This is a genomic window from Candidatus Pantoea formicae (assembly GCF_011752625.1).
GTDB classification, from domain to species: Bacteria; Pseudomonadota; Gammaproteobacteria; order Enterobacterales; family Enterobacteriaceae; genus Pantoea; species Pantoea formicae.
In genome coordinates this window covers 601,850-627,299 of the sequence record NZ_VWXD01000004.1, presented here as the reverse complement: position 1 = coordinate 627,299, position 25,450 = coordinate 601,850, and the positions used below count along the sequence as shown (strand labels likewise).

The 25,450-nt window shown below is 52.3% G+C and carries 25 protein-coding genes; 17 read left to right on the top strand and 8 right to left on the bottom strand.

The window, feature by feature from the left end:
* Nucleotides 1–104 precede the first annotated feature (104 nt).
* A complete protein-coding gene (locus tag F3J38_RS15470; RefSeq protein WP_167139797.1) occupies nt 105–1,166 on the bottom strand; it encodes an ABC transporter substrate-binding protein in 1,062 nt (353 codons plus the stop codon).
* A 224-nt stretch (nt 1,167–1,390) separates the two neighbouring features.
* On the opposite strand from F3J38_RS15470, the gene F3J38_RS15465 reads away from it, so the two are divergent.
* From F3J38_RS15465 to ubiA, 4 genes are all read left to right on the top strand, one after another.
* Nucleotides 1,391–2,089 carry a UTRA domain-containing protein gene (locus tag F3J38_RS15465; RefSeq protein ID WP_167139795.1) on the top strand — a complete coding sequence of 233 codons (699 nt, stop codon included), beginning with the start codon at nt 1,391–1,393 and terminating at the stop codon, nt 2,087–2,089.
* A gap of 68 nt (nt 2,090–2,157) precedes the next feature.
* Complete coding sequence (gene psiE, locus F3J38_RS15460) at nt 2,158–2,568, top strand: phosphate-starvation-inducible protein PsiE (protein WP_167139793.1); 411 nt, start codon at nt 2,158–2,160, stop codon at nt 2,566–2,568.
* Between the two features lie 92 nt (nt 2,569–2,660).
* The gene (gene ubiC, locus F3J38_RS15455) at nt 2,661–3,179 is read left to right on the top strand and encodes a chorismate lyase (RefSeq protein ID WP_167139791.1); all 519 of its coding nucleotides are present in this window, start codon (nt 2,661–2,663) and stop codon (nt 3,177–3,179) included.
* Nucleotides 3,180–3,203: 24 nt separating this feature from the next.
* Nucleotides 3,204–4,070: a 4-hydroxybenzoate octaprenyltransferase gene (gene ubiA / locus F3J38_RS15450; protein WP_205298279.1), complete on the top strand. Its 867-nt coding sequence runs from the start codon at nt 3,204–3,206 to the stop codon at nt 4,068–4,070.
* Between the two features lie 64 nt (nt 4,071–4,134).
* Here the strand turns inward: ubiA and plsB are convergent, their stop codons facing one another.
* The gene (plsB, locus tag F3J38_RS15445; RefSeq protein ID WP_167139786.1) at nt 4,135–6,558 is read right to left on the bottom strand and encodes a glycerol-3-phosphate 1-O-acyltransferase PlsB; all 2,424 of its coding nucleotides are present in this window, start codon (nt 6,556–6,558) and stop codon (nt 4,135–4,137) included.
* 127 nt (nt 6,559–6,685) lie between these two features.
* On the opposite strand from plsB, the gene F3J38_RS15440 reads away from it, so the two are divergent.
* The 4 genes from F3J38_RS15440 to F3J38_RS15425 all read left to right on the top strand — a co-directional run bounded on the left by F3J38_RS15440 (nt 6,686) and on the right by F3J38_RS15425 (nt 9,605).
* Nucleotides 6,686–7,054 carry a diacylglycerol kinase gene (locus F3J38_RS15440; protein ID WP_167139784.1) on the top strand — a complete coding sequence of 123 codons (369 nt, stop codon included), beginning with the start codon at nt 6,686–6,688 and terminating at the stop codon, nt 7,052–7,054.
* Nucleotides 7,055–7,159: 105 nt separating this feature from the next.
* A complete protein-coding gene (gene lexA, locus F3J38_RS15435; protein ID WP_167139782.1) occupies nt 7,160–7,774 on the top strand; it encodes a transcriptional repressor LexA in 615 nt (204 codons plus the stop codon).
* A gap of 131 nt (nt 7,775–7,905) precedes the next feature.
* Entirely contained in the window at nt 7,906–9,228 is a 1,323-nt protein-coding gene (dinF, locus tag F3J38_RS15430; RefSeq protein ID WP_167139780.1) for an MATE family efflux transporter DinF, read from the top strand.
* 164 nt (nt 9,229–9,392) lie between these two features.
* Nucleotides 9,393–9,605: a CsbD family protein gene (locus tag F3J38_RS15425; protein ID WP_167139778.1), complete on the top strand. Its 213-nt coding sequence runs from the start codon at nt 9,393–9,395 to the stop codon at nt 9,603–9,605.
* Between the two features lie 70 nt (nt 9,606–9,675).
* On the opposite strand, the gene zur is transcribed toward F3J38_RS15425, so the two are convergent.
* The gene (zur, locus tag F3J38_RS15420) at nt 9,676–10,194 is read right to left on the bottom strand and encodes a zinc uptake transcriptional repressor Zur (RefSeq protein WP_167139776.1); all 519 of its coding nucleotides are present in this window, start codon (nt 10,192–10,194) and stop codon (nt 9,676–9,678) included.
* A gap of 453 nt (nt 10,195–10,647) precedes the next feature.
* On the opposite strand from zur, the gene F3J38_RS15415 reads away from it, so the two are divergent.
* The 3 genes from F3J38_RS15415 (at nt 10,648) to pspG (ending at nt 13,499) form a co-directional block, all read left to right on the top strand.
* Nucleotides 10,648–11,898: a conjugal transfer protein TraF gene (locus F3J38_RS15415; RefSeq protein ID WP_167139774.1), complete on the top strand. Its 1,251-nt coding sequence runs from the start codon at nt 10,648–10,650 to the stop codon at nt 11,896–11,898.
* A gap of 95 nt (nt 11,899–11,993) precedes the next feature.
* On the top strand, nt 11,994–12,989 hold the full coding sequence (gene dusA / locus F3J38_RS15410) for a tRNA dihydrouridine(20/20a) synthase DusA (protein ID WP_167139772.1): 996 nt from the start codon (nt 11,994–11,996) through the stop codon (nt 12,987–12,989).
* Between the two features lie 243 nt (nt 12,990–13,232).
* Complete coding sequence (pspG, locus tag F3J38_RS15405) at nt 13,233–13,499, top strand: envelope stress response protein PspG (RefSeq protein ID WP_167139770.1); 267 nt, start codon at nt 13,233–13,235, stop codon at nt 13,497–13,499.
* Between the two features lie 184 nt (nt 13,500–13,683).
* Here the strand turns inward: pspG and F3J38_RS15400 are convergent, their stop codons facing one another.
* Nucleotides 13,684–14,667, bottom strand: a complete 984-nt coding sequence (locus F3J38_RS15400) for a quinone oxidoreductase (protein ID WP_167139769.1) — start codon at nt 14,665–14,667, stop codon at nt 13,684–13,686.
* A 75-nt stretch (nt 14,668–14,742) separates the two neighbouring features.
* Here F3J38_RS15400 and dnaB point away from each other — a divergent pair, with 75 nt between their 5' ends.
* From dnaB to F3J38_RS15375, 5 genes are all read left to right on the top strand, one after another.
* Nucleotides 14,743–16,149, top strand: a complete 1,407-nt coding sequence (gene dnaB, locus F3J38_RS15395; RefSeq protein WP_167139767.1) for a replicative DNA helicase — start codon at nt 14,743–14,745, stop codon at nt 16,147–16,149.
* A 128-nt stretch (nt 16,150–16,277) separates the two neighbouring features.
* On the top strand, nt 16,278–16,769 hold the full coding sequence (locus tag F3J38_RS15390) for an Lrp/AsnC family transcriptional regulator (protein ID WP_084936103.1): 492 nt from the start codon (nt 16,278–16,280) through the stop codon (nt 16,767–16,769).
* 230 nt (nt 16,770–16,999) lie between these two features.
* Complete coding sequence (locus F3J38_RS15385) at nt 17,000–17,614, top strand: YitT family protein (RefSeq protein WP_167139765.1); 615 nt, start codon at nt 17,000–17,002, stop codon at nt 17,612–17,614.
* Nucleotides 17,615–17,662: 48 nt separating this feature from the next.
* Nucleotides 17,663–18,856: an amino acid aminotransferase gene (locus F3J38_RS15380; protein WP_167139763.1), complete on the top strand. Its 1,194-nt coding sequence runs from the start codon at nt 17,663–17,665 to the stop codon at nt 18,854–18,856.
* 188 nt (nt 18,857–19,044) lie between these two features.
* Entirely contained in the window at nt 19,045–19,401 is a 357-nt protein-coding gene (locus F3J38_RS15375) for an MmcQ/YjbR family DNA-binding protein (protein WP_167139761.1), read from the top strand.
* Here F3J38_RS15375 and F3J38_RS15370 read toward each other — a convergent pair whose 3' ends face one another.
* The gene (locus tag F3J38_RS15370; RefSeq protein ID WP_034826924.1) at nt 19,402–20,466 is read right to left on the bottom strand and encodes an NAD(P)-dependent alcohol dehydrogenase; all 1,065 of its coding nucleotides are present in this window, start codon (nt 20,464–20,466) and stop codon (nt 19,402–19,404) included.
* A gap of 290 nt (nt 20,467–20,756) precedes the next feature.
* Complete coding sequence (uvrA, locus tag F3J38_RS15365; RefSeq protein ID WP_167139759.1) at nt 20,757–23,588, bottom strand: excinuclease ABC subunit UvrA; 2,832 nt, start codon at nt 23,586–23,588, stop codon at nt 20,757–20,759.
* Between the two features lie 222 nt (nt 23,589–23,810).
* Here uvrA and ssb1 point away from each other — a divergent pair, with 222 nt between their 5' ends.
* Entirely contained in the window at nt 23,811–24,362 is a 552-nt protein-coding gene (ssb1, locus tag F3J38_RS15360; RefSeq protein WP_034826920.1) for a single-stranded DNA-binding protein SSB1, read from the top strand.
* A gap of 138 nt (nt 24,363–24,500) precedes the next feature.
* On the opposite strand, the gene F3J38_RS15355 is transcribed toward ssb1, so the two are convergent.
* Together F3J38_RS15355 and F3J38_RS15350 are read right to left on the bottom strand one after the other, a co-directional pair.
* Entirely contained in the window at nt 24,501–24,962 is a 462-nt protein-coding gene (locus F3J38_RS15355; RefSeq protein WP_167139757.1) for an RES family NAD+ phosphorylase, read from the bottom strand.
* Entirely contained in the window at nt 24,959–25,402 is a 444-nt protein-coding gene (locus F3J38_RS15350; protein WP_167139755.1) for an Xre family toxin-antitoxin system antitoxin, read from the bottom strand. The genes F3J38_RS15355 and F3J38_RS15350 overlap by 4 nt, the downstream gene beginning before the upstream one ends.
* Between the last annotated feature and the right edge of the window lie 48 nt (nt 25,403–25,450).

Below are 25,450 nucleotides of genomic sequence, written 5' to 3'. Positions count from 1 at the left end.
CCAGGTGCGCATAAATGCGCACCCTACGAAATCAATCATACGTAGGGTCGCCATTTATGGCGACCGTTCAAGCGGGCGCGCATAAAAGGAGACCCCACAGAACATTACTGCTTCATATTAATAATCACGTTCTCTTGCCACAGGCGCGGCAGCATTTTGGACGTCTTATCCCATGCAGCCTGATCTTTGATTGGGCGGGCATTTTTGTATTCAGACTGCGGCAGCAGTTTGGCTTGCACATCGGCTGGCAGCGTTAAATGCTCAGCGCGGATTGGACGTGCATAACCTTTCGCCAGGTTGATCTGACCGGCATCAGAGAAGATGTATTCACGCGCCAGTTTGGCGGCGTTAGGGTGCTTGGCATATTTGTTGATGATGGTGCTGTAACCGGAAATCACGGAACCATCAGAAGGGATCACCACTTCATAGCGGTTCTTATCAATCTGGTCGCGGTAGTTCAGACCGTTGAAGTCCCACACCACGGCAACCTGAATCTCACCTTTCTCGATGTTGGCAATCACGGGATCGGTCACACCGAGACGGCCTTCTTTTGCCAGCTCACCGAAGAAGCTCAATGCCGGTTTCAGGTTCTTTTCATCACCGCCCATGGCGTAGTTAGCGGCCAGTACGCCGTTAGCGGCCTGAGCTGCGACGCCGACGTCACCGATAGTGACCACATACTTACCTTTTTTCAGATCGGCCCAGCTGTGCGGTGCATCTTTTACCTGCTGTTTGTCGATCAAGAAGGCGATGGTACCGGTATAGGCCAGCATCCAGTTACCCTCTTTATCTTTCGCCCAGCTTGGGATTTGATCCCAATGGGTCGGTTTATATGGCTGTGCCACGCCTTTGGTGACCGCGATAGGGCCAAAAGCTGCGCCCACATCACCGATATCCGCGCTGGCGTTCTCTTTCTCTGCATCAAATTTAGCCAGCTCCTGCGCCGATGACATATCGGTATCGCTGTGCTTCAGGCCATATTTGCTGCTGATGTCATTCCATGTGTCTTTCCAGTTCGCCCAGCTGTCTGGCATACCGACGCTGTTGACCTGGCCCTCAGCGCGCGCGGCTTTTTCCAGCGCGGCAAGGTCGTTATCGGCGGCGTGCGCGGCGGGCAGCGCAAGCAGTACGGCACTGGCTACTAAAGAGGAGATAAACGCTTTCATCTCGGTTGCTCCGGGTGTAAGTTGTGGGACATCTTGGTCTAGTCCAGCAAGAACCGAGCCAATGTAGCCCGTGTAGATGAAGGTTTTATGACCATGGTGGTGAAATGTGGCGTGACGCGCAGCTCCACATGCGGATACAGCGCACGAAAGCGTGGGGTATGCCTGTCATATTGTCGTCATCGAACTGTCATAGTGCAGATTTGCCCCAAAATGAGGCTAAAGAAATGTCGTCAAAGACAGTGGATGTGATTGCTGCGGCGCTAAGTGAACGTATTGAAAACGGTGAATTTGCCAGCGGGCGCTTGCCAGCTGAGCGCAGCTTAAGTGAACACTATTCCACCACGCGCATTACGCTACGCGAAGCACTGGGCTTGCTGGAAGCGCAGGGCATCATCTATCGCGAACTTCGGCGCGGCTGGTTTCTCGCGCCGCCGCGGCTGGTATACAACCCGGCCCATCACAGCCATTTTCATGCGATGGCGGCAGAACAAGGGCGTATTGCCACAACGGAAGTGATTGAGGCACGTGAAGTGCCGGCGCAACTGGCCATTGCCCGCCATCTGGCTTTGCTGGAAGGGGATGTGGTGTACCGGATTCGCCGTCTGCGTCGCATCGATGGCCGCGCGGTGCTTTATGTCGAGCACTACCTCAATCCGGCATTTTTCCCCGGCTTGCTTGAGGAAGACCTGACACGCTCGCTGACCGACCTCTATGATCAGCGTTACGGCATTCGCTACGGCGGCGCGCGTTTTACTATTTTACCGGGGCCGCTGCCTGCGCGTGCCGCACCAACGCTTAATGTTGCCAGTGGTACGCCAGGGCTGTTGATCACACGCATCAACCGCGACCTTCAGGGACGGGTTATTGACTGCGATTGTGAGTACTGGCGCTATGACGCGCTCTGTGTGGATGTTGATGTGTAGTGTATTGTGATTTTGATCACGCTACAGCATGATAGCGCCAGTGAGTTCTCGTACGTTAAGGCGCAAAAATGACAACAAAATCAGCGCCGGGGCAGCTAATTGCTTCGGTTTTGCAGTGGGTTCTAAACATTGGCCTGGTCACGCTGGCCATCATTCTGGTGGTGTTTCTTGGAAAAGAGACCATCCATTTAGCCAACGTGCTCTTCAGCACCGGTGAACAGGCGTCTTCCTATCTGCTGATTGAAGGCATCGTTATCTATTTTCTCTATTTCGAGTTTATCGCGCTGATCGTGAAATACTTCCAGTCGGGCTATCACTTCCCACTGCGCTATTTCATTTATATCGGCATCACCGCGATCATTCGTTTGATCATCGTCGACCACAAAAACCCATTCGACACGCTTTACTACTCGGCAGCGATCTTGATTTTAGTGATCACCTTGTGGCTGGCAAACAGTAATCGGTTGAAACGCGAATAATAAATCTTCTTTCTCTGACGTGGCATAACCAACAGTGCCACGTCCGTTTCTCTGCGTTAAACTAGGGCAACTTTTTTTCCGGAGATGTCCTGATGTCGCATCAAGCGCTGCGCCAGTTGCGCGCACTGCACTGGCTGCCAGCCACTTCCCCTTCACTTTCGCCCGCCTTACTCGACTGGTTACTGGAAGAGGATTCCATGACGCGTCGCTTTGAGCAGCATTGCCAGAAAGTGACAGTTGAGCTCATCCGCGAAAGCTTTATTGGTGCCGATGAGATGGCGCAAGAAGCAGAGTTTCTGCCAGCCGATGAACGATTTTGGCTGCGTGAGATCGTGCTATGTGGCGATGGCGAGCCTTGGTTAATCGGACGCACCGTGGTGCCAGAAAGCACGCTGAATGGGCCAGAAATGATGCTGCAGAATTTGGGAACGCGCCCGCTAGGACGTTATCTGTTTGCTTCTTCAACGCTTAGCCGTGATTTTATTGATCCCGGCCAAGTGGATGATTTATGGGGCCGTCGCTCGCGCTTGCGTTTGTCGGGTAAACCGCTGATGTTAACTGAACTGTTTCTTCCAGCGTCGCCGCTGTATCGTGCGCTGGAGCAAGGATAAAGGATTGTGGAAAAGACCTTAACCATGACCAAATGGCAGGCTTATCGCCGCCTGATGCGCATTGATAAGCCGATCGGCACGCTCTTACTGCTGTGGCCGACCATGTGGGCACTGTGGCTCTCGGGCATGGCCGTACCTCCTCTGTCAGTGCTGGTGGTGTTTGTACTTGGTGTGTATGTGATGCGTGCTGCGGGTTGTGTGATCAACGACTATGCCGACCGCAAAGTCGATGGACACGTGAAACGCACCGCTTCACGCCCCTTGGCGAGTGGTGCTGTAAGCGAAAAAGAGGCCAAAATTTTGTTCGTGGTGCTGGGGCTGGTGGCATTTGCACTGGTGCTGACTATGAACCGTATGACGATTCTGCTCTCGTTTGGTGGGCTAGCGTTAGCCTGGGTCTATCCGTTTATGAAACGCTTTACCCATTTACCCCAAGTGGTATTGGGTGCGGCGTTCGGTTGGGCTATCCCAATGGGATGGGCAGCAGTGAGTGAGTCCTTACCCTTTGTTTGCTGGTTAGTATTCCTGGCGAATATCTGTTGGACAGTGGCCTATGATACGCAATATGCGATGGTGGACCGAGATGATGACCTGAAAATTGGTGTGAAATCCACGGCGATTCTGTTTGGTCGTTACGACAAACTGATCATTGGCTTGTTGCAGCTGGCTACGCTCGGTCTTATGGCGCTGGTGGGCATGATGCTCAATCTGAATGGCGCATTTTACTGGTCGTTGTTATTAGCGGGTGGCTTGTTTGTGCATCAGCAAAAGCTGATTGCTCAGCGCGAGCGTGATCCTTGTTTCCAGGCGTTCCTGAACAACAATTATGTTGGTTTGGTACTGTTTATTGGAATTTTATTGAATACTCAGCCGTTTATTGATCTGTTCTAAGCGGTAGAGACAATAAAAAAGGGGCGACCAAATGGTCGCCCCTTTTGCGTGCTGGCCCAGATAATTAATCGTGGGTAACCGCGCTTTCAATGGTCAGACGGACGTCGCTGGTGATGAGGTCCGCCAGCATCTGCCACATGATATGAGTACGCTCCGCGTCAGCATCACCGGAATCGCTGATGTAGCCTTCGTCACGCAGTGACAGGACCAAGGTCGTGAACACGGCTTTATCGAAGAATTCCGGTGCATTAATGCCGTGCAGCACTGACAGACGTTGAGCCAGCGTACGGCTCTCTTTCTCCAGCGTGCCACGATTGATTGTCGGCTTAGCACTCAGAATGGCAAAGGTGATAGCAAAACGCTGCAACGTTTCGCGAATGCCGGCCGCCAGCAATTGCAGTGAGCGGTGACGTGCCGGGTTCATGCGTAACTGACCTTCCTGCAAGGTAATCAGACCCTGGCGCGCCATTTCTGCGCACAGCGCATCCAACAGCGCAGGGAGTTCTGAAGTGTCCCAACGCAGGAACAACTCACTCTTCAGCATCGGGTAGACCAGACTGACCTGGCGCAGCAGTTCGGCTTCACTGGTTTCACGATGCTGCTGCACAATGGCGGCGATCAGCGACGGCATCACCAACATGTGATGAATGTTGTTGCGATAGTAGGTCATCAACACCGCCTGCTCGCGCGGCAGAATGATGATATCGCCGATGCTGTCCTTCTCGGTTTCAAACTTGTTCATGCCCATGGCGTGATCAAGCAACGCCTCGGCGCTCATATCCGGTACGGTGGCTTCCGGCGAATAAGGCACATTGCGCAGCAATTGGGTGTAGCATTCGAGCTGTTCAATCAGCTGCTCGCGGGTGAGTGAGCGCTGACGTGATGCCAACAATGCAGTCACGCACAGGTTCATGCCATTGGCCGCACCGGCTTCATTGATACGCACCATCAAACGTGCCGCAATATCATTCACTGTTGGCGTCATCCACGCCGGACGCTGTGGCTCGATAGGATCTATCGCATCACGCCAATCCGGCACGTTCTTGTTCAGATAGTTCATCAACGGCAAAGGTTCGCCGAAGTTGACATAGCCTTGGCCAAGATTGCGTAACTTGCGCAGGCCGCGCACCATTTGCAGGAAGCTCTCTTTTTCCTTGGCTGCTCCACGCAGTTCTTTCGCGTAAGTACCAACTTCCATCACGTGTTCATAACCGATATAAATCGGCACGAAAGTGATAGGGCGGCTGCCACCGCGCAGCATCGCTTGCAGCGTCATCGACAGGGTGCCGGTTTTGGGATCCAGCAAACGGCCGGTACGCGAGCGTCCACCTTCTACAAAGTACTCTACCGAATAACCACGGCTGAACAATTCGCCGAGATATTCACGGAATACGGTGGAGTAGAGCTTATTGCCCTTGAAGGTACGACGGATAAAGAAGGCACCCAGGCGGCGGAAAATCGGACCTGCTGGCCAGAAGTTCAGGTTAATCCCAGCCGCAATGTGCGGAGGCACCAAGCCTTGATGATAGAGCACATAAGAGAGCAGCAGATAATCCATGTGGCTGCGATGGCAGGGCACATAGACAATCTCGTGGCCATCTTGCGCCAGCTGGCGGACGCGCTCGCCACCGTTGACATTGATGCCCTGATAGAGGCGGCTCCACAGCCAGCCCATCACGCGGTCGGTGACGCGAATCGCTTCGTATGAGAAGTCAGCTGCCACTTCTTCCATCATTTCGACGGCATTCTGCTGGGCTTTCTCATGCGAAATCTTTTTACTGCGCGCTTCATCTTCTACCGCTTTTTCAATGGCTTTCGATTGCAGCAGCTTGTTGAACAGATCCTGACGCGCTGGCAGGCGCGGACCAACGGCAGCCAGACGTTGTCGAGCAAAGTGTATGCGCGCCACTCGTGCCAGTTTCTGTGCGATCGACTTGTCAGTACCGTGTTCTGTTGCCATCTGACGCAGTGAAACGGTCGGTGAGAAGCGTACAAAACTATCCCGGCCGTGCCACAAAATGGCGAAGAACTTCTGCACCCCATTCAGGATGCGCAGGTGCGGAGTGTCTTCACCCTGAATTTCACGGCCCGGTGCGCGGCCAAACATGACCGAAACCGGCAGCATTTGGACGTCAAGATCAGGGTTACTGCGGTGCAGATCGAGATAGTCGTGAAAGAGCTTCACGGACTCTGGATTGGCCACGAAATAGGGGAATACACGCGGGCCATCGTGAATGAACACGTGGCGCGGCAGCAGAGTGCCATCGATCTCCAGCGGAGCCAGAGGGTCGGGCAGGTCATGACTAAGACATTGCGCCCGTAGTGTGAGCAAGTCGGCCTTTGAATCATAAGGCAAAACATACATCACAGGACGTGTCGGATCGATCCCATGTTCTGAGATAGGATCGGTCGGAATGACCTTACTTTTTACCAAAAATGATAGTGGTAAATTCAATAATTTGTAATAGAGTTTACGCCAACCTGACATAGACAACTTAAAGCCTCTTGTTAGCAAAGCGCGGCAAGCATACCAGAAAGTGCAGCGAAGATCTGTGGTGACACGACTTCAGGCTGCCCAGACATTGACGTCAAAATAAACCAAGGGTTCCACGAGCATGGCAAATAACGTCACCGGTTTTCAAAGAATTATAAATGCTGCCGGCTATTCCTGGCAGGGGCTGCGTGCGGCCTGGCAACATGAAGCTGCATTCCGACAGGAAGCGATGGCGGCTATCGTGGCGATCATTGTGGCCTGTTGGCTAGATGTGGATGCCATTTCCCGCGTACTGATGATTGGTTCTGTCGTGTTGGTGATCATTGTGGAAATCCTTAATAGCGCCATCGAAGCGGTAGTCGATCGCATCGGTCAGGAACGGCATCCACTTGCGGGGCGGGCAAAAGATATGGGCTCCGCGGCTGTGTTGCTGACCATTATACTGGCGATTTTTGTCTGGATCGCAGTGCTCTGGTCGCATTTGCGATAGGCCTTCCACAAACGTCAAACCGCTGATATTTCCCTCACTTTCGGTTTTCATTTCGCCAATACCTGTATATACTCACAGCGACTGTATAAACAACCAGGGGGCGGGATGAAAGCGTTAACAGCAAGGCAGCAGCAGGTTTATGACCTGATTCGCGACCATATAAACCAGACGGGCATGCCGCCAACGCGTGCTGAAATTGCCGCGCAGCTGGGATTTCGCTCGCCCAACGCTGCTGAAGAACACCTGAAAGCACTGGCGCGTAAAGGCGTTATTGAAATTGTTTCAGGCGCTTCTCGCGGGATTCGCCTGTTGATGGAAGAAGAGGTTGCTGAAGGCTTACCGTTGATTGGCCGTGTCGCCGCCGGTGAACCCCTGCTTGCTCAGGAACACATTGAAGCCCACTACCAAGTTGATGCCAATCTCTTCAAACCGAATGCGGATTTCTTGTTGCGTGTCAGCGGAATGTCGATGAAAGATATCGGGATTATGGATGGCGATCTGCTCGCCGTGCATAAAACCCAAGAAGTGCGCAACGGCCAAGTCGTTGTCGCCCGCATCGATGACGAAGTGACGGTAAAGCGCTGGAAGAAACAGGGTGCGATTGTCCATCTTCTGCCAGAAAACACGGATTTCCAGCCGATTATCGTGGATACCCGCGAACAGTCGCTGACCGTAGAAGGGCTGGCTGTTGGCATCGTGCGCAACGGTGAGTGGCTCTGATCGTTCTTTGAATTCCCCCGCTGCGGTGAGTCCCTTGGCTGACCGCAGTCTACTGTTTTAAGTATCCACATCAGTCTCTAACGCTGCTACAGGCGCAATCAGACTGATCCTCGCAATCATGGAACGGGCGGATGCGGCTGTTTTCCTCTTCTGATAAAGCTTTGTGGCGGCTGGCGCTGCCGATGATCCTCTCCAATATCACGGTCCCTTTGCTGGGAGTCGTTGACACAGCAGTCATCGGCCATCTTGATAGCCCAATTTACCTCGGTGGGGTTGCGGTTGGCACGACGGCGACCAGCTTCATCTTTATGTTGCTACTGTTCCTCCGTATGAGTACCACCGGTTTAACGGCGCAGGCCTTTGGCGCGAATGATAAAACTGCGCTGGCGCGTGCGTTAACACAGCCATTACTGATTGCACTGGTTGCCGGTGTGTTGTTTGTGTTGCTGCGTACACCCGCCAGTAGCCTTGCGGCAACCCTGATGGGAGGGAGCCCAGAGGTGCAACAACAGGCACAGATCTTTATCGAGATTCGCTGGTTAAGTGCGCCCGCCACGCTGGCTAATTTGGTGATCCTGGGTTGGCTCTTAGGTGTGCAATATGCCCGTGCACCTATGGTGCTGCTGATTGTCGGTAACCTGGTGAATATCCTGCTTGATTTGTTGTTCGTGCTGAAGCTCCATTGGGGCGTGGCAGGGGCGGCTGGGGCGACCGCGCTAGCAGAGTACGTCACGCTGGGGGTGGGCTTGTGGATGGTCGCGCGCGTCCTGAAAATGCGTGGTGTTCATTTTAACTTGTTGAAGAACAGTTGGCGTGGCGATGCGGCACGTCTTTTTCGCCTGAATCGCGACATCATGTTGCGGTCATTAATGGTGCAAATTTGTTTTGCCTCTCTCACTCTATTAGGGGCGCGTATTGGGCCAGATGTGGTGGCGGTCAACGCCGTACTGCTGATGTTCCTGACTTTTACTGCTTACGCGCTAGATGGCTTTGCCTATGCAGTGGAAGCCTGCTCGGGTGAGGCCGTCGGTGCGAAAGATCGCAGTCGTTTGTTACTGATCTGGCATGCAGCTTGCCGCCAGGCGGGCATAGTCGCACTCATGTTTGCTGTGATCTATGCCTTCACGGGGCCGTACATTGTGGCTCTTTTGACATCGATTGAGCCATTACGAGAAATGGCTGACCGCTACTTGCTCTGGCAGGTGATTATGCCGCTGGTGGGGGTGTGGTGTTATTTGCTGGATGGCATGTTCATCGGCGCAACACGCGGGCGTGAAATGCGCAATAGCATGGTGATGGCGGCAGTCGGATATGGTCTCGCGTTGTTGACGCTGCCATGGCTTGGCAACCATGGCTTATGGCTGGCGGTGACGGTTTTCCTCACACTGCGTGGATTAACCTTATGGTGGGTTTGGCGTCGTCACTGGCAGCGCGACAGTTGGTTCACCGCATGAATAAGCGAAGCGTAACATACAGATTATTCTGTATTTTTTTGCGCAATGCCGGCTGGCTACTATAATTATCTCAAACGGCGCAAATGAGTAGCGCGTTGTATGGGTGTTTCCCTGTTTTCTTAGGGATTCATCACATCTCACTCAGGATGACGTGGAGGATTATTATGAACAAAGACGAAGCAAGCGGTAACTGGAAGCAGTTTAAAGGTAAGTTTAAGGAAAAATGGGGCAAGCTGACGGATGATGATCTTACCGTGATTGAAGGTAAGCGTGACCAGCTTGTCGGTAAAATTCAGGAACGATATGGCTACGCTAAAGATCAAGCTGAGAGCGAAGTGAAAGACTGGGAAAGTCACAACAAGGATTATCGCTGGTAACTCAGCCTGAATATGATGTGTTCCTACCCCGCCGATCACCCGTCGGCACGGCACAAGGATGTGCCATCCATCACTTCCTGGGCTTCTTTTTGTTTTCCACGTCATGATCGTGATCGCAGCTATCGTGGTGCTTACAAGCGGCTCTCTCTGCACAATTTTCGCATAATCCATGCGCTTCAATTACGGTGTGTCTAAGCGAGAACCCTGCCTGATCTGCTAACCCAGAAATAATCTTCTCCACCCCGTGAGCATGTTTCTCACTGACAGCGGCGCAGCCATCGCATACCAGCATGACAGAGGTATGAGCGGGCTCATCAAAGTGGTGGCAGACGACATAACTATTATTGGACTCGACCCGGTGAATAAAACCCTGTTCTAACAGGAAGTCCAAGGCGCGGTAAATCGTCGGTGGTTTTGCCTGCGGCTCGCTGATGCGTAACTGATCTAAAAGATCATAGGCACTGATCGAACCGTTTTGTTCAGCCATCAGGCGCAGTACTTCCGCACGTTGAGTCGTCAGGCGCACGCCACGGTCAAGGCAAAGTGATTCTGCCTGAGTGAGCAGTTGTTCGGGCGTGAGGTTAGACATAAGCGTTCTCCAGGTTGAAGGCGATGTTATTTTATCACACAAACTTTTACCCTGCTGTGATTGCTTTTTACCCTGAAATGAGTCGGAAAAATCCCTTCTAATCAAAAGATTAACTTTACGGTTATTTCAATGTCGTCTCACACTCATATTTCGTCCTCTCTAATAAATCAGCCAGATAGCATAAAACTTGTCCTTTTTTTGCTTTGCAACTCACCAAGTTAGCGTCTAAGGTTCAAAAGACCTTAAGTAATGTTTGGTCTCAATTTACTCATTGTTTATTTTTCTGCATAACAAAACAGCAGAATGGTGACTCTGCAGCCAATTCTGCGAATAGCAGCGCTATTTCCTTTTAATTCACAGCAATGATGCGTTAGCCAGCGTTCAGAATAGTGGCTAACTAAACTGTTTCGTTTCTGAGTTATTCAGCGACATTTCAAAGGTGATGGCAGGCTCATGGTGAAGACATTATTCAGGCGCAAAAAAGTAGCTTATCTTATTGGTTTGAATGCAGTATTTCTTTCTTCTTCAGCTCTGGCAGCGGGTACATGGTATGACGCACGTAACGATGCGATGGGAGGCACTGGCGTAGCCTCCTCCACCTGGGGTTCCGCAGTGCTGGCTAACCCGGCATTGATGACCAAAGCCAAACCTGAAGATAACGTCAGCATCATTTTCCCTTCAGCCGGTGTTCAGGTTACGGATAAAGACAAATTAATTAACAAAGTGGATGACATTTCAGACAGTGTTGATCGCTATAAAGATGTGGTCGACAACCTGACTTTTGCAGACTATTTAAGAGGTTATCCGGAGTTAAAGGCTGCTGCTGGTGATATGGCGAATCAGCTTGAAGGCTTAAAAGGTGATAAAGCGCACGGTACTGCGGGTGTCGCTTTTGCCGTTACGGTACCGAATGAAACGCTGCCTTTTGCCTTCATTACCAAAGCCTACGGTACAGCCAGTGTGCAGGCTAACGTGGTGGATAGTGATATTACCTATCTGCGCGGTGTTGCTAATGGCACAGTGATTCCCGTGCCAGGTGATCAAGATAAACTGAGCTCAAGCGGTCATGGTCTGGCGGCGTTGGTCACCGACTATGGTATTGCACTAGCGCATGAGTTTGATATCGCCGGCCATCCCGTTTCCGTTGGCGTAACACCTAAGCTGCAAAAAACCTGGCTCTACAACTACACCGCCAGTATTTATAACTTCGATAAAAGTAACATCAACAACAGTGAATTCCGCAGTTCAGATACCGGTTTCAACATCGATGCGGGTGTTGCGACTGATTTTGGTGAACACTGGACTGTCGGTGTGACCGGCCAGAACTTGATTTCGCGCGATCTTGAAACCAAAACCGTAGAAGGCTATCGCGATACTTACCAGATCCGTCCGCTGGTGACTTCCGGTGTGGCATGGAATTATGGTGCGTTCACGCTGGCTGGTGATGTGGATCTGACTGAAACCAAAAGGTTTAAGTCTGAAGAGAGCAGCCAGTATGCGGGTGTCGGTGCTGAATATCGGGTGCTGGATTGGCTGGCGCTGCGTGCCGGTTATCGAGCGGATATGAAATCAAATGATACCAATGTCTTCACTGCTGGTTTAGGTGTCTCACCTTTCAACAATACGGTGCATCTGGATCTTGCCGGTTCCGTGGGCGACGACAATACCTGGGGCGGCATGTTGCAGCTCGGCTTTAACTTCTAAATCCCTTCCAAACGGGCGGCTGTGTCGCCCGTTCTAGCTGTGATATGATTGCGCAGTTTCTCATCATTTAACTAACACCGGATTTGCTGCGTTTCATGACCGATACTTTCTCTTCGCAACGTTTTTCAATCGCCCCGATGCTGGACTGGACCGATCGCCACTGTCGTTATTTTCACCGTCAACTAAGCGGCGATACGCTGCTGTATACCGAAATGGTGACAACCGGCGCCATCATTCACGGCAAAGGCGATTATCTTGCCTATAGCGAAGCGGAGCACCCACTCGCACTACAGCTCGGCGGCAGCGATCCTGCGGCGTTAGCGCAGTGCGCGAAGCTGGCTGAGGAGCGGGGCTATGATGAGGTCAACCTCAATGTGGGCTGTCCATCCGATCGCGTCCAGAATGGTCGTTTTGGCGCCTGCCTGATGGGGGATGCAGCCTTGGTGGCTGACTGCATCAAAGCCATGCGCGATGTGGTGAGCATTCCGGTGACAGTGAAAACCCGCATTGGTATTGATGAGCAGGATAGCTATGAATTCCTGTGTGATTTCATTGGTACAGTTGCTGATAGAGGCAACTGTGACACCTTTATTATTCATGCCCGCAAGGCTTGGCTTTCTGGACTGAGCCCTAAAGAGAACCGCGAAATTCCACCGCTGGACTATCCGCGTGTTTACCAACTGAAGCGTGATTTTCCTGCACTTACCATGGCCATCAATGGGGGCATTAAGACGCTGGAAGAGGCGAAAGTGCATTTACATCACATGGATGGCGTGATGATGGGCCGCGAAGCTTATCAAAACCCTGGCATTCTGGCGCAAGTGGATCGTGAGTTGTTTGGCCGTGATACGCCGTTAGTCGACCCCGTCGCAGTGGTACGTTCAATGTATCCTTACATAGAAGCTGAACTGAGCAAAGGGACCTATCTGGGTCACGTTACGCGTCATATGTTGGGTCTGTTCCAAGGCATTCCAGGCGCACGCCAGTGGCGCCGTCATTTAAGCGAAAATGCCCATAAGCCGGGCGCTGACGTGCGTGTGCTGGAAGCGGCGCTGGCACTGGTCGCAGATAAAATCCCACAGGAAGCGTAATTGCCAAATTCTCGTAGCAGCGCGATTTATCGCGCTTGCTTATTGCGGCAATACGCTAATAGCAACGCAATGCACCGTGCCGCTCTTTGACAGAGGTTTTTATTGCACCACCTATTAGTGAATTTCATCACGCGCCGCTATTCTGCTTTTTGAATCTCCCATAAAATTCAATGAATTAATGCGACATCTACCTTGGCACGCATCTTGTAATGCACTCTATGTGACTTACATAGGAGAGCCTTCGTGGAAATTTTATTTGTTATCGGCTTTTTTCTGATGCTGCTGTTGACTGGCGTCTCGCTGCTGGGCGTTATCGCCGCATTGATTGTCGCCACCGTATTGATGTTCTTGGGGGGATTATTGGCTATTGTTATTAAATTGTTGCCATGGTTAGTGTTGGCGGTGGTGGTGGTTTGGCTCTATCGCGCTTTCACGACACCATCGGGTGAGGTCAAATTGAATAAGCTGAAAAGAAAAATCAGTAAGTTAGAGAGAGGCGGTTGGCGTTAAATGCGGGAGCGATCACAGACTCAATAATTGCTTAGTACGAATCTGCATTTAAACATATTTTTTACTTATGTTTTCTGTCAGGATGCGTAAAGTAATTCAAACGAATTCATCGCCGCTGACCCTACACCAGCGCGAACTATAAAAAAGAAAGAAAAAGGGCTTCCTTCGGGAAGCCCTTACCATTTTAAGGGATCAGCAAACTTGAGCCTTGGGTTGCACGGCTTTCCAGCACCTGATGCGCGCGAACCGCATCGCACAAAGCAAACTTCTGCTCTTCTGGCACCTTCAACTGAATCGCACGACTGGCAATTAACGAGAACAACTCGTTGCTGGCGTTATCCAGCTCCTGACGATTGGTAATGTAGCCAAACAGCGAAGGGCGTGTGACAAACAGAGAACCTTTCTTGTTCAGAATCCCAAGATCAACGCCGGTAACGGGGCCAGAGGCATTACCAAAACTCACCATTAAGCCATGACGACGCAGGCTGTCGAGTGAAGGTTCCCAGGTATCTTTCCCGACCGAGTCATACACCACAGCGACCTTTTCACCGTCAGTCAATTCACTGACGCGCTGTGCGATATTCTCTTCGCGATAGTTAATGGTTGCCCAGGCGCCGGCATTTTTTGCAATCTGCGCTTTTTCGGCGGAGCCCACGGTACCAATCAGATGTGCGCCCAACGCTTTAGCCCACTGGCAGGCAATCAGACCCACGCCGCCCGCTGCGGCATGGAACAGGAAGATCTCATCGGCTTTCACTTTATAGGTCTGGCGCAGCAAATATTGCACGGTTAACCCTTTCAAAAACGATGCCGCGCCTTGTTCGAAGCTGATGCTCTCCGGCAGGATCACCAAACGATCTTCCGCCACGTTATGCACTTCGCTATAGGCACCCAGCGCAGCCTGACAATATACAACGCGGTCACCGGGCTTAAAGCGCGTTACGCCTGAGCCAACACGTTTCACCACGCCTGCGGCCTCTGTACCCAGCCCTGACGGGAAAGCTGCCACCGGATAGAGCCCGCTGCGTACATAAGTATCGATATAGTTGATGCCAATCGCCTTGTTTTCGACCTGTACTTCATGTTCGGCGGGATCGGCCAGCTCAAAATCGACCCATTGCAGTACCTCCGGGCCACCGTGTTGGTTGAACTGAATTCGCTTTGCCATTCTGACTCCTGTGATTGTTCATCCTGGGACGTTATACTTGCGCGTCCCCTTTTCACGATCGGTAATGCATTCACTATGGCAGGAAATAAACCCACCAACAAATCCAACGAAACCCGCGATCGGCAGCTGGAAGGCGTGAAAATGCCGCCGCACTCCATTGAAGCGGAGCAGTCGGTGCTCGGTGGGTTGATGCTGGATAACGAACGTTGGGATAACGTCTCTGAACGCGTGGTGGCGGAAGATTTCTTTAACCGCTCACACCGTATGATCTTCTCTGAGATGCAGCGTTTGCTGGAAATGGGCCAGCCAATTGACTTGATTACACTGTCAGAATCGCTGGAAACGCTGGGTGAGCTGGAGATGGCAGGTGGCTTTGCCTATCTTGCTGAATTAGCGAAAAATACCCCCAGCGCCGCAAACATTGGTGCTTATGCCGATATCGTACGTGAACGTGCGGTTGTGCGTGAAATGATCTCAGTGGCCAATCAGATTGCTGACGCTGGCTATGACCCACAGGGACGTAGCAGTGAAGATTTGCTCGATTTTGCCGAATCCAATGTCTTTAAAATCGCCGAGCAGCGTGCCAATAAGGATGAAGGTCCGCAGAATATTGAGCAAATACTGGAAGCGACGGTCTCGCGTATTGAAGCGCTGGTATCGACCCCGCACGATGGTGTCACCGGAGTGGATACTGGCTATCAGGATCTGAACAAAAAGACCGCCGGTTTGCAGGGTTCAGATTTGATCATCGTGGCGGCGCGTCCGTCGATGGGTAAAACCACCTTTGCCATGAACCTGTGCGAAAACGCCGCGATGTTGCAGGATAAGCCGGTGTTGATCTTCAGCCTGGAGATGCCCAGCGAACAGTTGATGATGCGTATGCTGGCTTCGCTGTCCCGTGTGGATCAGACGCGCATCCGTACCGGTCAGTTGGAAGACGAAGACTGGGCGCGCATCTCGGCCACTATGGGAATTCTGCTCGAAAAGAAGAACATGTATATCGATGATTCTTCCGGGCTGACGCCGACGGAAGTGCGCTCCCGTGCTCGCCGCGTTTTCCGTGAGAATGGCGGCTTGAGTTTGATCATGATCGACTACCTGCAGCTCATGCGCGTGCCGGCATTGTCGGATAACCGTACGCTGGAGATCGCAGAAATCTCGCGCTCGCTCAAAGCGCTGGCGAAAGAGCTCAATGTACCGGTGGTGGCGCTGTCGCAGCTGAACCGATCGTTGGAGCAACGTGCGGATAAACGTCCGGTTAACTCGGATCTGCGTGAGTCCGGTTCGATCGAGCAGGATGCTGACTTGATCATGTTTATCTATCGAGACGAGGTTTATCACGAAAACAGCGATCTCAAGGGCATTGCCGAGATCATTCTGGGTAAGCAGCGTAACGGGCCGATTGGCACAGTACGATTGACCTTCAACGGGCAATGGTCGCGTTTCGATAACTATGCTGGACCGTCCTACGACGACGAATAATCCTCTTTCATCCAATGCATGCACGATTTGTGCATGCATTTCACGTCATCAGAAAATAGTGTTGGACAACCCCGGCTTTAATCAGGTTATCTGTACCAAAGCGCACCCTATAACGCTGTGGAAACAGAATGACTCAGGTAGATGATTACGACCTTAAGATATTGACACTATTACAATCTAACGGCCGCCTTACCAATCAGGAACTCAGTGATTTAGTCGGTCTTTCGGCGTCACAATGTTCACGCCGCCGTATCAATCTCGAACAAGCAAACCTCATCCTCGGCTATCACGCACGGCTCTCGCCAGATGCCGTCGGCTTGGGTATGGTTGGCTTAATTGAAGTACGTTTAAAGAATCACACCCCAGATTATGAAGAGAGTTTTCATCGTATGGTGGAAGAGGAGGATGCCATTGTTGATGCCTTCAAAACCACAGGCGATGCGGATTATCTGCTAAAAGTGGCAGTTGCCGATTTAGCCTCACTTAGTGCGCTGATCAGCCAACTCGTCGCTGGCCATCAAAGCGTGGCCCACGTGAAAACTTCAGTGGTTTTAAGCCGTTTAAAAGAGAATGGCCTGATGATAATTCCTGAGCACAAAACGCGCCAAAAAAGTGCATGATGTGCTAATCTGGTGCAATTAAAGGCTTTAATATGCAAAAAACGCGCACCAGAAAACAGATTTGTGCATGAATTGATTATGCTTTAATTGGTTGATGCACAAAAACCTGCAATAAAAGCGCCTTAGATATCAATTGGATAATCGCTGGCACCACATAGGTGGCGACTTAACGCGGCCTATGTGGTGCGTTTTTTGCATTTGAACCGCATCATTTGCACTGAGATTAATCCATGGATAACGTTGTTCAACCCACTAAAATTCCTCATTCGCGTATTGAAGATGCGCTAGCGATTGTGCTCGGCACTTTAATGGTTTCCTTTGGCGTGATGATGCTGAAACAGGCGGGCGCGCTGACCGGCAGCACCGCAGGTATCGCGTTTTTAATCAGCTATCTGACACACCTCTCTTTTGGTACAGCATTTTTCCTGATCAACCTGCCGTTTTACTGGCTGGCAGTGCGACACATGGGCTGGGAATTCACTATTAAAACGTTCTGCGCGGTGGGGCTGGTTTCACTGTTCACACACTTGCATCCGATGTTCATCCATTTTTCTGCGCTAAATCCGTTTTATGCGACATTGTTCGGTAACGTGGTGATGGGGATTGGGTTTATAGTGTTGTTTCGTCACAAAGCCAGCCTCGGCGGTATCAACATTTTGGCGCTCTGGCTGCAAGACCGTATCGGTCTGCGCGCCGGTAAACTGCAAATGGCGGTGGATACCTGCGTGGTACTCGCATCGCTGTTCGTGGTGTCGCTGCCGATACTTTTGGCCTCTATCGCGGGCGCGGTGATCCTCAATCTCATCATCGCTATGAATCACCGTCCCGGCCGCTACATGGTTTGATGACGCCTCTTTACCGACTATTTATGACCAATCATGGAGATCTGCACCGTGTTTCAAAACGTTGATGCTTATGCTGGCGATCCAATTCTGTCGCTGATGGAAACCTTCAAACAGGACCCACGTGACAATAAAGTGAATCTGAGCATTGGCCTCTATTACAACGAGGCGGGTATCATTCCTCAGTTGCAAGCCGTGGCTGCCGCAGAAGAACGCCTGCAGGCGCAGCCGCATCAGGCATCGCTTTACCTGCCGATGGAAGGTCTGGGCCCATACCGTAACGCCATTGCACCGCTGCTGTTTGGCAAAGAACACCCGATGCTGCAAGCCGGTCGCATTGCTTCCATCCAGACGTTGGGTGGCTCAGGTGCATTAAAAGTAGGGGCGGATTTCCTCAAGCGTTACTTCCCGAACTCAAATGTCTGGGTGAGCGATCCGACCTGGGAAAACCACATCGCGATTTTCAACGGTGCTGGTTTCGACGCACAGACTTATCCGTGGTACGACGAAGAAACCAACGGCGTGAAGTTTGATGCGTTTATTGCCAAGCTGAAAACGCTGCCGAAGCAATCAATCGTGCTGCTGCATCCATGCTGCCACAACCCGACGGGTGCGGATCTGACGAACGCACAGTGGGATGAAACCACCGAAGTATTGAAAGCGCAGGAACTGATTCCGTTCCTCGATATCGCTTATCAGGGCTTTGGTGCCGGTATGGAGCAGGATGCTTACGCGATTCGCGCGATTGCGGCTGCGGGCTTGCCAGCGCTGGTCAGCAACTCATTCTCGAAAATCTTCTCGCTGTACGGCGAGCGCGTTGGCGGCTTGTCGATTGTGTGCGAGAGCGCAGAAGAGTCCGCACGCGTGCTGGGTCAGTTGAAAGCGACCGTGCGTCGTAACTACTCCAGCCCTCCAAACTTTGGTGCGCAGGTGGTTTCTTGCGTACTGAACGATGAGGCGCTGTTGAACAACTGGCTGGCTGAAGTAGAAGCGATGCGTCTGCGCATCATCGAAATGCGTCAGGCCTTGGTCAATGTGTTGAGCACCAAGCTGCCAGGCAAAAACTTCGATTATCTGCTGAAGCAGCGCGGTATGTTCAGCTACACCGGTTTGAGCGCACAGCAGGTTGATCGCCTGCGTGATGAGTTCGGCGTCTACCTGATCGCCAGTGGCCGTATGTGCGTGGCGGGCTTGAACAGCCGTAACGTTAATCAAGTGGCTGAAGCCTTTGCTGCCGTGATGTAACGCACTGCGCAGCGGGAGAAAACCGCCATGCCTTCGGGCTGGCGGTTTTTTTATGCACGTAATCTGGTGGCATCGCCTTTACCTTTGGCTGACTTGCTGCACACTTAAACGGTGTCATGACGTCTGTAATGAAGCCGATGGCAGACGTCATCGGGCCTCACATCGGCCTCTACCAAGGAGAATACCGCATGAACATTTCGGATCTCCTCACCTACTGCATGGGCAAATCGGGTGCGGAGCAGAGCTATAAAAATGAATGGGATGCCACACAGGTAAAAAGCGAAGGCGTACTGTTTGCCATGGTGCATGAGGTGAAAGGGCGTCCGGCGCTCTCGTTGAAAACCTCGCCTGCGCTGGCTGATTTATTGCGCGAAGAGCACAGTGATGTATTCCCGAGCGAGCATCTAAATAAGTCGCACTGGAGCACGCTGTGGCTGGATGGATCCCTAAAGGATTCGCAGATTTATTATCTGGTCGACGCTTCCTGGCAACAGGCCGACGCCACGCGCGCGGCGGGCGTCAGCCATGATGAAGACGCGCGCTAATTAAGCCGCTGACTCTTCACGCAGGGTGTTGATATCAATCACGAAGCGGTATTTCACGTCGCTTTTCAGCATACGTTCGTAGGCTTCGTTAATCTGGTTCATAGCGATCAGTTCGATATCGGAAGTGATACCGTGCTTACCGCAGAAATCCAGCATCTCCTGTGTCTCAGCGATACCACCGATCAGTGAACCAGCGATGCTGCGACGTTTGAAGATCAGATTAAAGACCTGTGGAGCCGGATGATCGTGCTCTGGCGCGCCCACCAGCGTCATGTTGCCATCGCGTTTCAGCAGGGCAATAAACGGGTTGAGATCGTGCTGAGCGGCCACGGTGTTGAGGATGAAATCGAAGCTGTTGTTGTGCTGCGCCATTTGATCAGCATCTTTCGAAATCACCACTTCATCAGCACCCAGGCGCTTACCGTCTTCAATCTTCGATGGTGAGGTGGTGAACAGCACCACATGCGCGCCCATCGCATGAGCGATTTTCACGCCCATATGGCCTAGGCCGCCCAGACCGACGATGCCCACTTTCTTACCTGGACCGACGTTCCAGTGACGCAGCGGTGAGTAAGTGGTGATACCGGCACACAGCAGCGGGGCAACGCCTGCCAGCTCAAGGTTTTCCGGCACGCGCAGCACAAAGCTTTCATCAACCACCATGCTGGTGGAGTAACCGCCGTAGGTGATGGCGCCGGTTTCGCGATCTTCACCGTTATAGGTGCCAACAAAACCGTTTTCGCAATACTGCTCCAGTCCTTCCTGGCAGCTTGGACAGCTGCGGCAGGAGTCAACCATACAGCCGACACCGACCAGATCGCCCACTTTGTATTTGTGAGTGTGGCCGCCAACGGCGGTAACGCGTCCAACGATCTCATGGCCTGGCACCACCGGGAAGATGGTGTTTTTCCATTCGTTGCGCGCCTGATGCAGGTCAGAGTGGCAAACGCCACAGTACAACACTTCAATCTGCACATCATGAGCGCGCAGCTCGCGCGGCTTATAGTCGAACGGGGCGAGTTTAGTTTTCGCGTCCTGTGCGGCATAGGCATGCGTAATATTCATGGTGTCTCCAATCGGGTGTGTCGTGAGTGTTTTGCGGGATCCCGTTCAGCGAGCTGAAGGGGCAAAGGCGTAACGAGCTACGCCAAAAAGGAACTGTGTAAGGATAGTCAGCAGGATGAGATGCGTATATGCCTGAAGTTGTCTGATTCTTGCCTGTTTCTGCATTTTGCTGCGGAATCTGACAGCGAGGTATCAGGCCCGACTCACTGCAATATTAGGCTGTTAAGCTGGCGTAAGCGGCGCCTGCGCATTGAAAGAAATAAGAAGGCCCGCACTGCGGGCCTTCAATTTTACTTCTTCTTCAGCATTGGCTTGAGGAAGCGGGCAGTGTGGGATTTTTCACACTCTGCCACGGTTTCTGGCGTGCCTGAAATCAGGATTTCGCCGCCGCCGCTGCCGCCTTCCGGACCCAAATCGACAATCCAGTCAGCCGTTTTGATCACGTCGAGGTTGTGCTCAATCACTACGATGGTATTACCCTGATCGCGCAGCTGATGCAGCACTTCCAGCAACTGCTGAATATCAGCAAAGTGCAGACCGGTGGTTGGCTCATCAAGGATATAGAGCGTTTGCCCAGTACCGCGTTTCGACAGTTCACGCGCCAACTTAACGCGCTGTGCTTCACCACCAGAAAGGGTAGTGGCTGACTGGCCTAGACGGATATAAGACAAGCCGACATCGATCAGTGTTTGCAGCTTACGCGCTAGCGCAGGGACGGCATCAAAGAACTCGCGTGCTTCTTCGATGGTCATATCCAGCACTTCATGAATGCCTTTGCCTTTGTATTTAATCTCCAGCGTTTCGCGGTTATAGCGTTTGCCTTTGCACTGATCGCACGGCACGTACACATCCGGCAGGAAGTGCATTTCGACCTTGATCACGCCATCGCCCTGACAGGCTTCGCAGCGTCCACCGCGCACGTTAAAGCTGAAGCGCCCCGGATTATAGCCACGGGAACGCGCTTCCGGCACACCCGCAAACAGCTCACGCACCGGGGTGAAGATACCGGTATAAGTGGCCGGGTTCGAGCGCGGCGTGCGACCGATGGGACTCTGGTCGATATCAATCACTTTATCGAAATGTTCCAGGCCCGCGATCTCGCGATACGGCGCCACCTCCGTGGTGGTCGCGCCATTGAGCTGACGCTGCGCAATCGGGAACAGCGTGTCATTAATCAGCGTGGATTTACCGGAACCGGAGACGCCGGTGATACAGGTAAACAGGCCAACCGGAATCGTCAATGTGACGTCTTTCAGGTTGTTGCCGCGCGCGCCGGTAAGTTTCAGCACTTTTGCCGGATCGCCTTTCACGCGCTGTTGCGGAATGGCGATTTCGCGCTTGCCACTCAGATACTGACCGGTTAGCGAGGCTTCGTTAGCCATAATGGCATTCACGTCACCCTCAGCCACCACCTGACCGCCATGCACACCCGCGCCAGGGCCGATATCAATCACGTGGTCAGCGGCACGAATCGCATCTTCATCATGTTCGACCACAATCACGGTGTTGCCGAGATCGCGCAGATGAATCAGCGTACCAAGCAGACGTTCGTTATCGCGCTGATGCAGGCCAATTGATGGCTCATCCAGCACATACATCACGCCGACCAGACCTGCACCGATTTGACTTGCTAGACGTATACGCTGTGCTTCACCGCCAGAGAGGGTCTCTGCGGAACGCGACATCGACAGATAATTCAAACCAACGTTGACCAGGAAACTCAGGCGGTCACCGATCTCTTTCAGGATTTTTTCGGCAATTTGCGCACGCTGTCCGCTCAGTTTCAGGTTGCGGAAGAAGTCGGTGGCATGGCCGATGCTCATCTCAGAGATGGTCGGCAGGTTAGTGTTCTCAACAAACACATGGCGCGCTTCACGACGCAGACGCGTACCTTCACAACTGGTACAGGAGCGATTGCTGATGAATTTCGCCAGTTCTTCGCGCACTGCATTGGATTCCGTCTCTTTATAACGGCGTTCCATATTGTGCAGCACACCTTCAAACGGATGACGGCGAACCGAAGTGTCACCGCGATCGTTGATGTATTTGAATTCGATATTCTCTTTGCCGGAGCCGTAGAGAATGACTTCGCGCGCTTTGTTGCTCAGGCTGTTAAACGGCGCTTCGACATCGAAATCCAAATGTTCAGCGAGTGAGCGCAGCATTTGGAAGTAATAGAAGTTACGGCGATCCCAGCCACGGATTGCGCCACCCGCCAGTGACAGTTCGGGGTTCTGCACCACGCGGTCGGGATCGAAATATTGCTGCACGCCTAAACCATCACAGGTCGGGCAGGCACCGGCCGGGTTGTTAAAGGAGAACAGGCGCGGTTCCAGCTCGCTCATACTGTAGCCACAAATTGGGCAGGCAAAGTTGGCGGAGAACAGCAGCTCTTCCGCTTTATTGTCGTCCATATCCGCTACGATGGCCGTGCCGCCGCTTAATGCCAGCGTGGTTTCAAACGATTCCGCCAGACGAGTGGCGAGATCGTCACGCACGCGGAAACGATCGATCACGACTTCGATGGTGTGCTTTTTCTGCAGCTCGAGCTTTGGCGGATCAGAGAGATCACAGACTTCGCCGTCGATACGGGCACGGATGTAACCCTGTGCCGCGAGGTTTTCCAGCGTTTTGGTGTGCTCGCCTTTGCGATCTTTCACCACCGGCGCCAGTAACATCAGGCGGCGGCCTTCTTCCTGCGCTAGCACCTGGTCAACCATTTGGCTCACGGTTTGCGCCGCCAGCGGTACATCATGGTCGGGACAACGCGGTTCACCCACGCGGGCGAACAGCAGGCGCAAGTAGTCATGGATTTCGGTAATGGTACCGACCGTTGAACGCGGGTTGTGCGACGTTGATTTTTGCTCAATGGAGATGGCGGGCGACAGACCTTCAATATGGTCTACATCTGGTTTCTCCATTAATGAAAGAAACTGGCGCGCATAAGCCGAGAGTGATTCAACATAGCGGCGCTGACCTTCAGCATACAGCGTATCAAACGCCAGCGAAGATTTACCGGAACCCGACAGACCGGTGACTACAATCAGCTTATCGCGAGGAATGATCAGGTTGATATTCTTCAAATTATGGGTGCGAGCACCGCGGACTTCGATCTTATCCATTCACCTTTCCCGGATTGAACAACACTCGCCATGCCTTGCCAGCACGACCAGCAGAAACGCGTTAGTATGGCACAAAAAATAAACTGAATAAATATCCAGTGTTTTTGCTATTCTGCGTGCCGAAGAAAAATTGGGAGCCTGCTCTGAAGTGGGCAGCGTGATTGTGACGTGATACAATTTTTCGCTTAGACTTTTAGCATCAACTCATCGGGAGACAGCAACATGGCCAGTCGTGGCGTAAACAAAGTGATTCTTGTCGGGAATCTGGGTCAGGATCCGGAAGTGCGCTACATGCCTAATGGTGGCGCGGTAGCCAACATTACGCTGGCCACGTCAGAGAGCTGGCGCGACAAGCAAACCGGTGAAAACAAAGAGATTACTGAATGGCACCGTGTTGTGCTGTTCGGCAAACTGGCTGAAGTGGCAGGCGAATACCTGCGTAAAGGCTCTCAGGTTTACATCGAAGGCCAGCTGCGTACTCGTAAATGGCAGGATCAGAGCGGCCAGGAAAAGTACACCACGGAAGTGGTCGTTAACGTTGGCGGCACCATGCAGATGCTGGGTGGACGTCAGCAGGGCGCGAACGCAGGCGGCGCACCGATGGGTGGTCAGGGCGGTGGCAACAACAACGGTTGGGGCCAGCCACAGCAACCTCAGCAGCAGCCTCAGGGCGGCAACCAGTTCAGCGGCGGCGCACAACAGCGTCCGCAGCAGCAGAGCGCACCGGCGAACAACGAACCGCCAATGGACTTTGACGACGACATCCCGTTCTAATTCCACGCGCACGCACAACTTTTCACTAAGGCCTCGTTTTACGGGGCTTTTTTGTGTCTAAAAATCATCTTTAACAAGAATGGCTTGAGGGCAATTCAACCGAAATGGTGAACGCTAATAAAGTAGAAAAAGCGCTGGCTACTTTATTAATCGACTATCGAAAAAGAACGGCAGCGTTACCACACTGTTGAGATAGTGCTGAAAACTCACATCTGAGGGGTTCAAAATTGCATTCTTTTCCATTGGGATAATCGTTGATGGCAGTATCAACGCTGTCCCTTCGCCAGACTGCAACCATCCAGTACCCAACTCCATCGTTGATAATGGAGCCGGATCATTGCGCCAGTCAGGGGGTAAGTGCTCTGATGCCACATAGGCAACCTGGTCATCAGGGATCTCGATACTGAATAAAGTATACTCTTCCAGAATCGCTTCATTGGAAACATGCACCAGTACTTCCAACACGGCCAAAGAAACGGAAGAGGCAACATAAATGGCGGGATACCCTTTGTGATTCCAGCGGCCCCCATAAAGCTTTGCGCCATAGCCCGTCCAGGCTTCACTAGCATATTGAGTTTTAGTCAGGCGATAAAAAATCACGAAAACACACCATGCTCTAACCGGCCAATCAGGTCTAGCACATCAAGTGCGCCACTCTCGGTCGTCAGCAACGTAATGGGTGCGATACTCCCTAAGCCTTTAACTGGGTGGCTGAGCCAATGCGTTGCTTCCTCTTTGCGGCCACCAAACAATTGCACAGCTGCATCCATTACACGTACGAAGCGTGCAATGCGCTCACTTTCATCCGGAGACAGGCTTTTTCCTGCACTTTTGCGGCGAGCGATATTACGTTCATTGATTCCGGTGTATTTCATGACGTCGGCCCGGGTCATAGCTGACCAGTGACGAATATCGTCAATCACCGCAACAGGCAAACCCGCTTCGAGCATGCGGGTCAATTCCAGCCCGCGCGGTGGAAGCCCCGCATAGCGCCATAGCGCATTATCTTGTGATTCACGTCCTGGAATATAAGCTCGCATTGAAATCTCCTGACCTGACAAGTGTCATGTTCTATTATTGACACTTGT

Coding starts and splice junctions, on each gene's coding strand:
- F3J38_RS15465 (WP_167139795.1), top strand. CDS start 1,391: ATGTCGTCAAAGACAGTGGATGTGATTGCTGCGGCGCTAAGTGAACGT.
- dnaB (WP_167139767.1), top strand. CDS start 14,743: ATGGCAGGAAATAAACCCACCAACAAATCCAACGAAACCCGCGATCGG.
- F3J38_RS15350 (WP_167139755.1), bottom strand. CDS start 25,402: ATGCGAGCTTATATTCCAGGACGTGAATCACAAGATAATGCGCTATGG.
- ssb1 (WP_034826920.1), top strand. CDS start 23,811: ATGGCCAGTCGTGGCGTAAACAAAGTGATTCTTGTCGGGAATCTGGGT.
- F3J38_RS15470 (WP_167139797.1), bottom strand. CDS start 1,166: ATGAAAGCGTTTATCTCCTCTTTAGTAGCCAGTGCCGTACTGCTTGCG.
- F3J38_RS15375 (WP_167139761.1), top strand. CDS start 19,045: ATGAACATTTCGGATCTCCTCACCTACTGCATGGGCAAATCGGGTGCG.
- psiE (WP_167139793.1), top strand. CDS start 2,158: ATGACAACAAAATCAGCGCCGGGGCAGCTAATTGCTTCGGTTTTGCAG.
- ubiC (WP_167139791.1), top strand. CDS start 2,661: ATGTCGCATCAAGCGCTGCGCCAGTTGCGCGCACTGCACTGGCTGCCA.
- F3J38_RS15370 (WP_034826924.1), bottom strand. CDS start 20,466: ATGAATATTACGCATGCCTATGCCGCACAGGACGCGAAAACTAAACTC.
- F3J38_RS15390 (WP_084936103.1), top strand. CDS start 16,278: ATGACTCAGGTAGATGATTACGACCTTAAGATATTGACACTATTACAA.
- plsB (WP_167139786.1), bottom strand. CDS start 6,558: ATGTCAGGTTGGCGTAAACTCTATTACAAATTATTGAATTTACCACTA.
- dusA (WP_167139772.1), top strand. CDS start 11,994: ATGACCGATACTTTCTCTTCGCAACGTTTTTCAATCGCCCCGATGCTG.
- zur (WP_167139776.1), bottom strand. CDS start 10,194: ATGTCTAACCTCACGCCCGAACAACTGCTCACTCAGGCAGAATCACTT.
- ubiA (WP_205298279.1), top strand. CDS start 3,204: ATGACCAAATGGCAGGCTTATCGCCGCCTGATGCGCATTGATAAGCCG.
- dinF (WP_167139780.1), top strand. CDS start 7,906: ATGCGGCTGTTTTCCTCTTCTGATAAAGCTTTGTGGCGGCTGGCGCTG.
- F3J38_RS15400 (WP_167139769.1), bottom strand. CDS start 14,667: ATGGCAAAGCGAATTCAGTTCAACCAACACGGTGGCCCGGAGGTACTG.
- F3J38_RS15425 (WP_167139778.1), top strand. CDS start 9,393: ATGAACAAAGACGAAGCAAGCGGTAACTGGAAGCAGTTTAAAGGTAAG.
- F3J38_RS15385 (WP_167139765.1), top strand. CDS start 17,000: ATGGATAACGTTGTTCAACCCACTAAAATTCCTCATTCGCGTATTGAA.
- uvrA (WP_167139759.1), bottom strand. CDS start 23,588: ATGGATAAGATCGAAGTCCGCGGTGCTCGCACCCATAATTTGAAGAAT.
- F3J38_RS15415 (WP_167139774.1), top strand. CDS start 10,648: ATGGTGAAGACATTATTCAGGCGCAAAAAAGTAGCTTATCTTATTGGT.
- lexA (WP_167139782.1), top strand. CDS start 7,160: ATGAAAGCGTTAACAGCAAGGCAGCAGCAGGTTTATGACCTGATTCGC.
- F3J38_RS15440 (WP_167139784.1), top strand. CDS start 6,686: ATGGCAAATAACGTCACCGGTTTTCAAAGAATTATAAATGCTGCCGGC.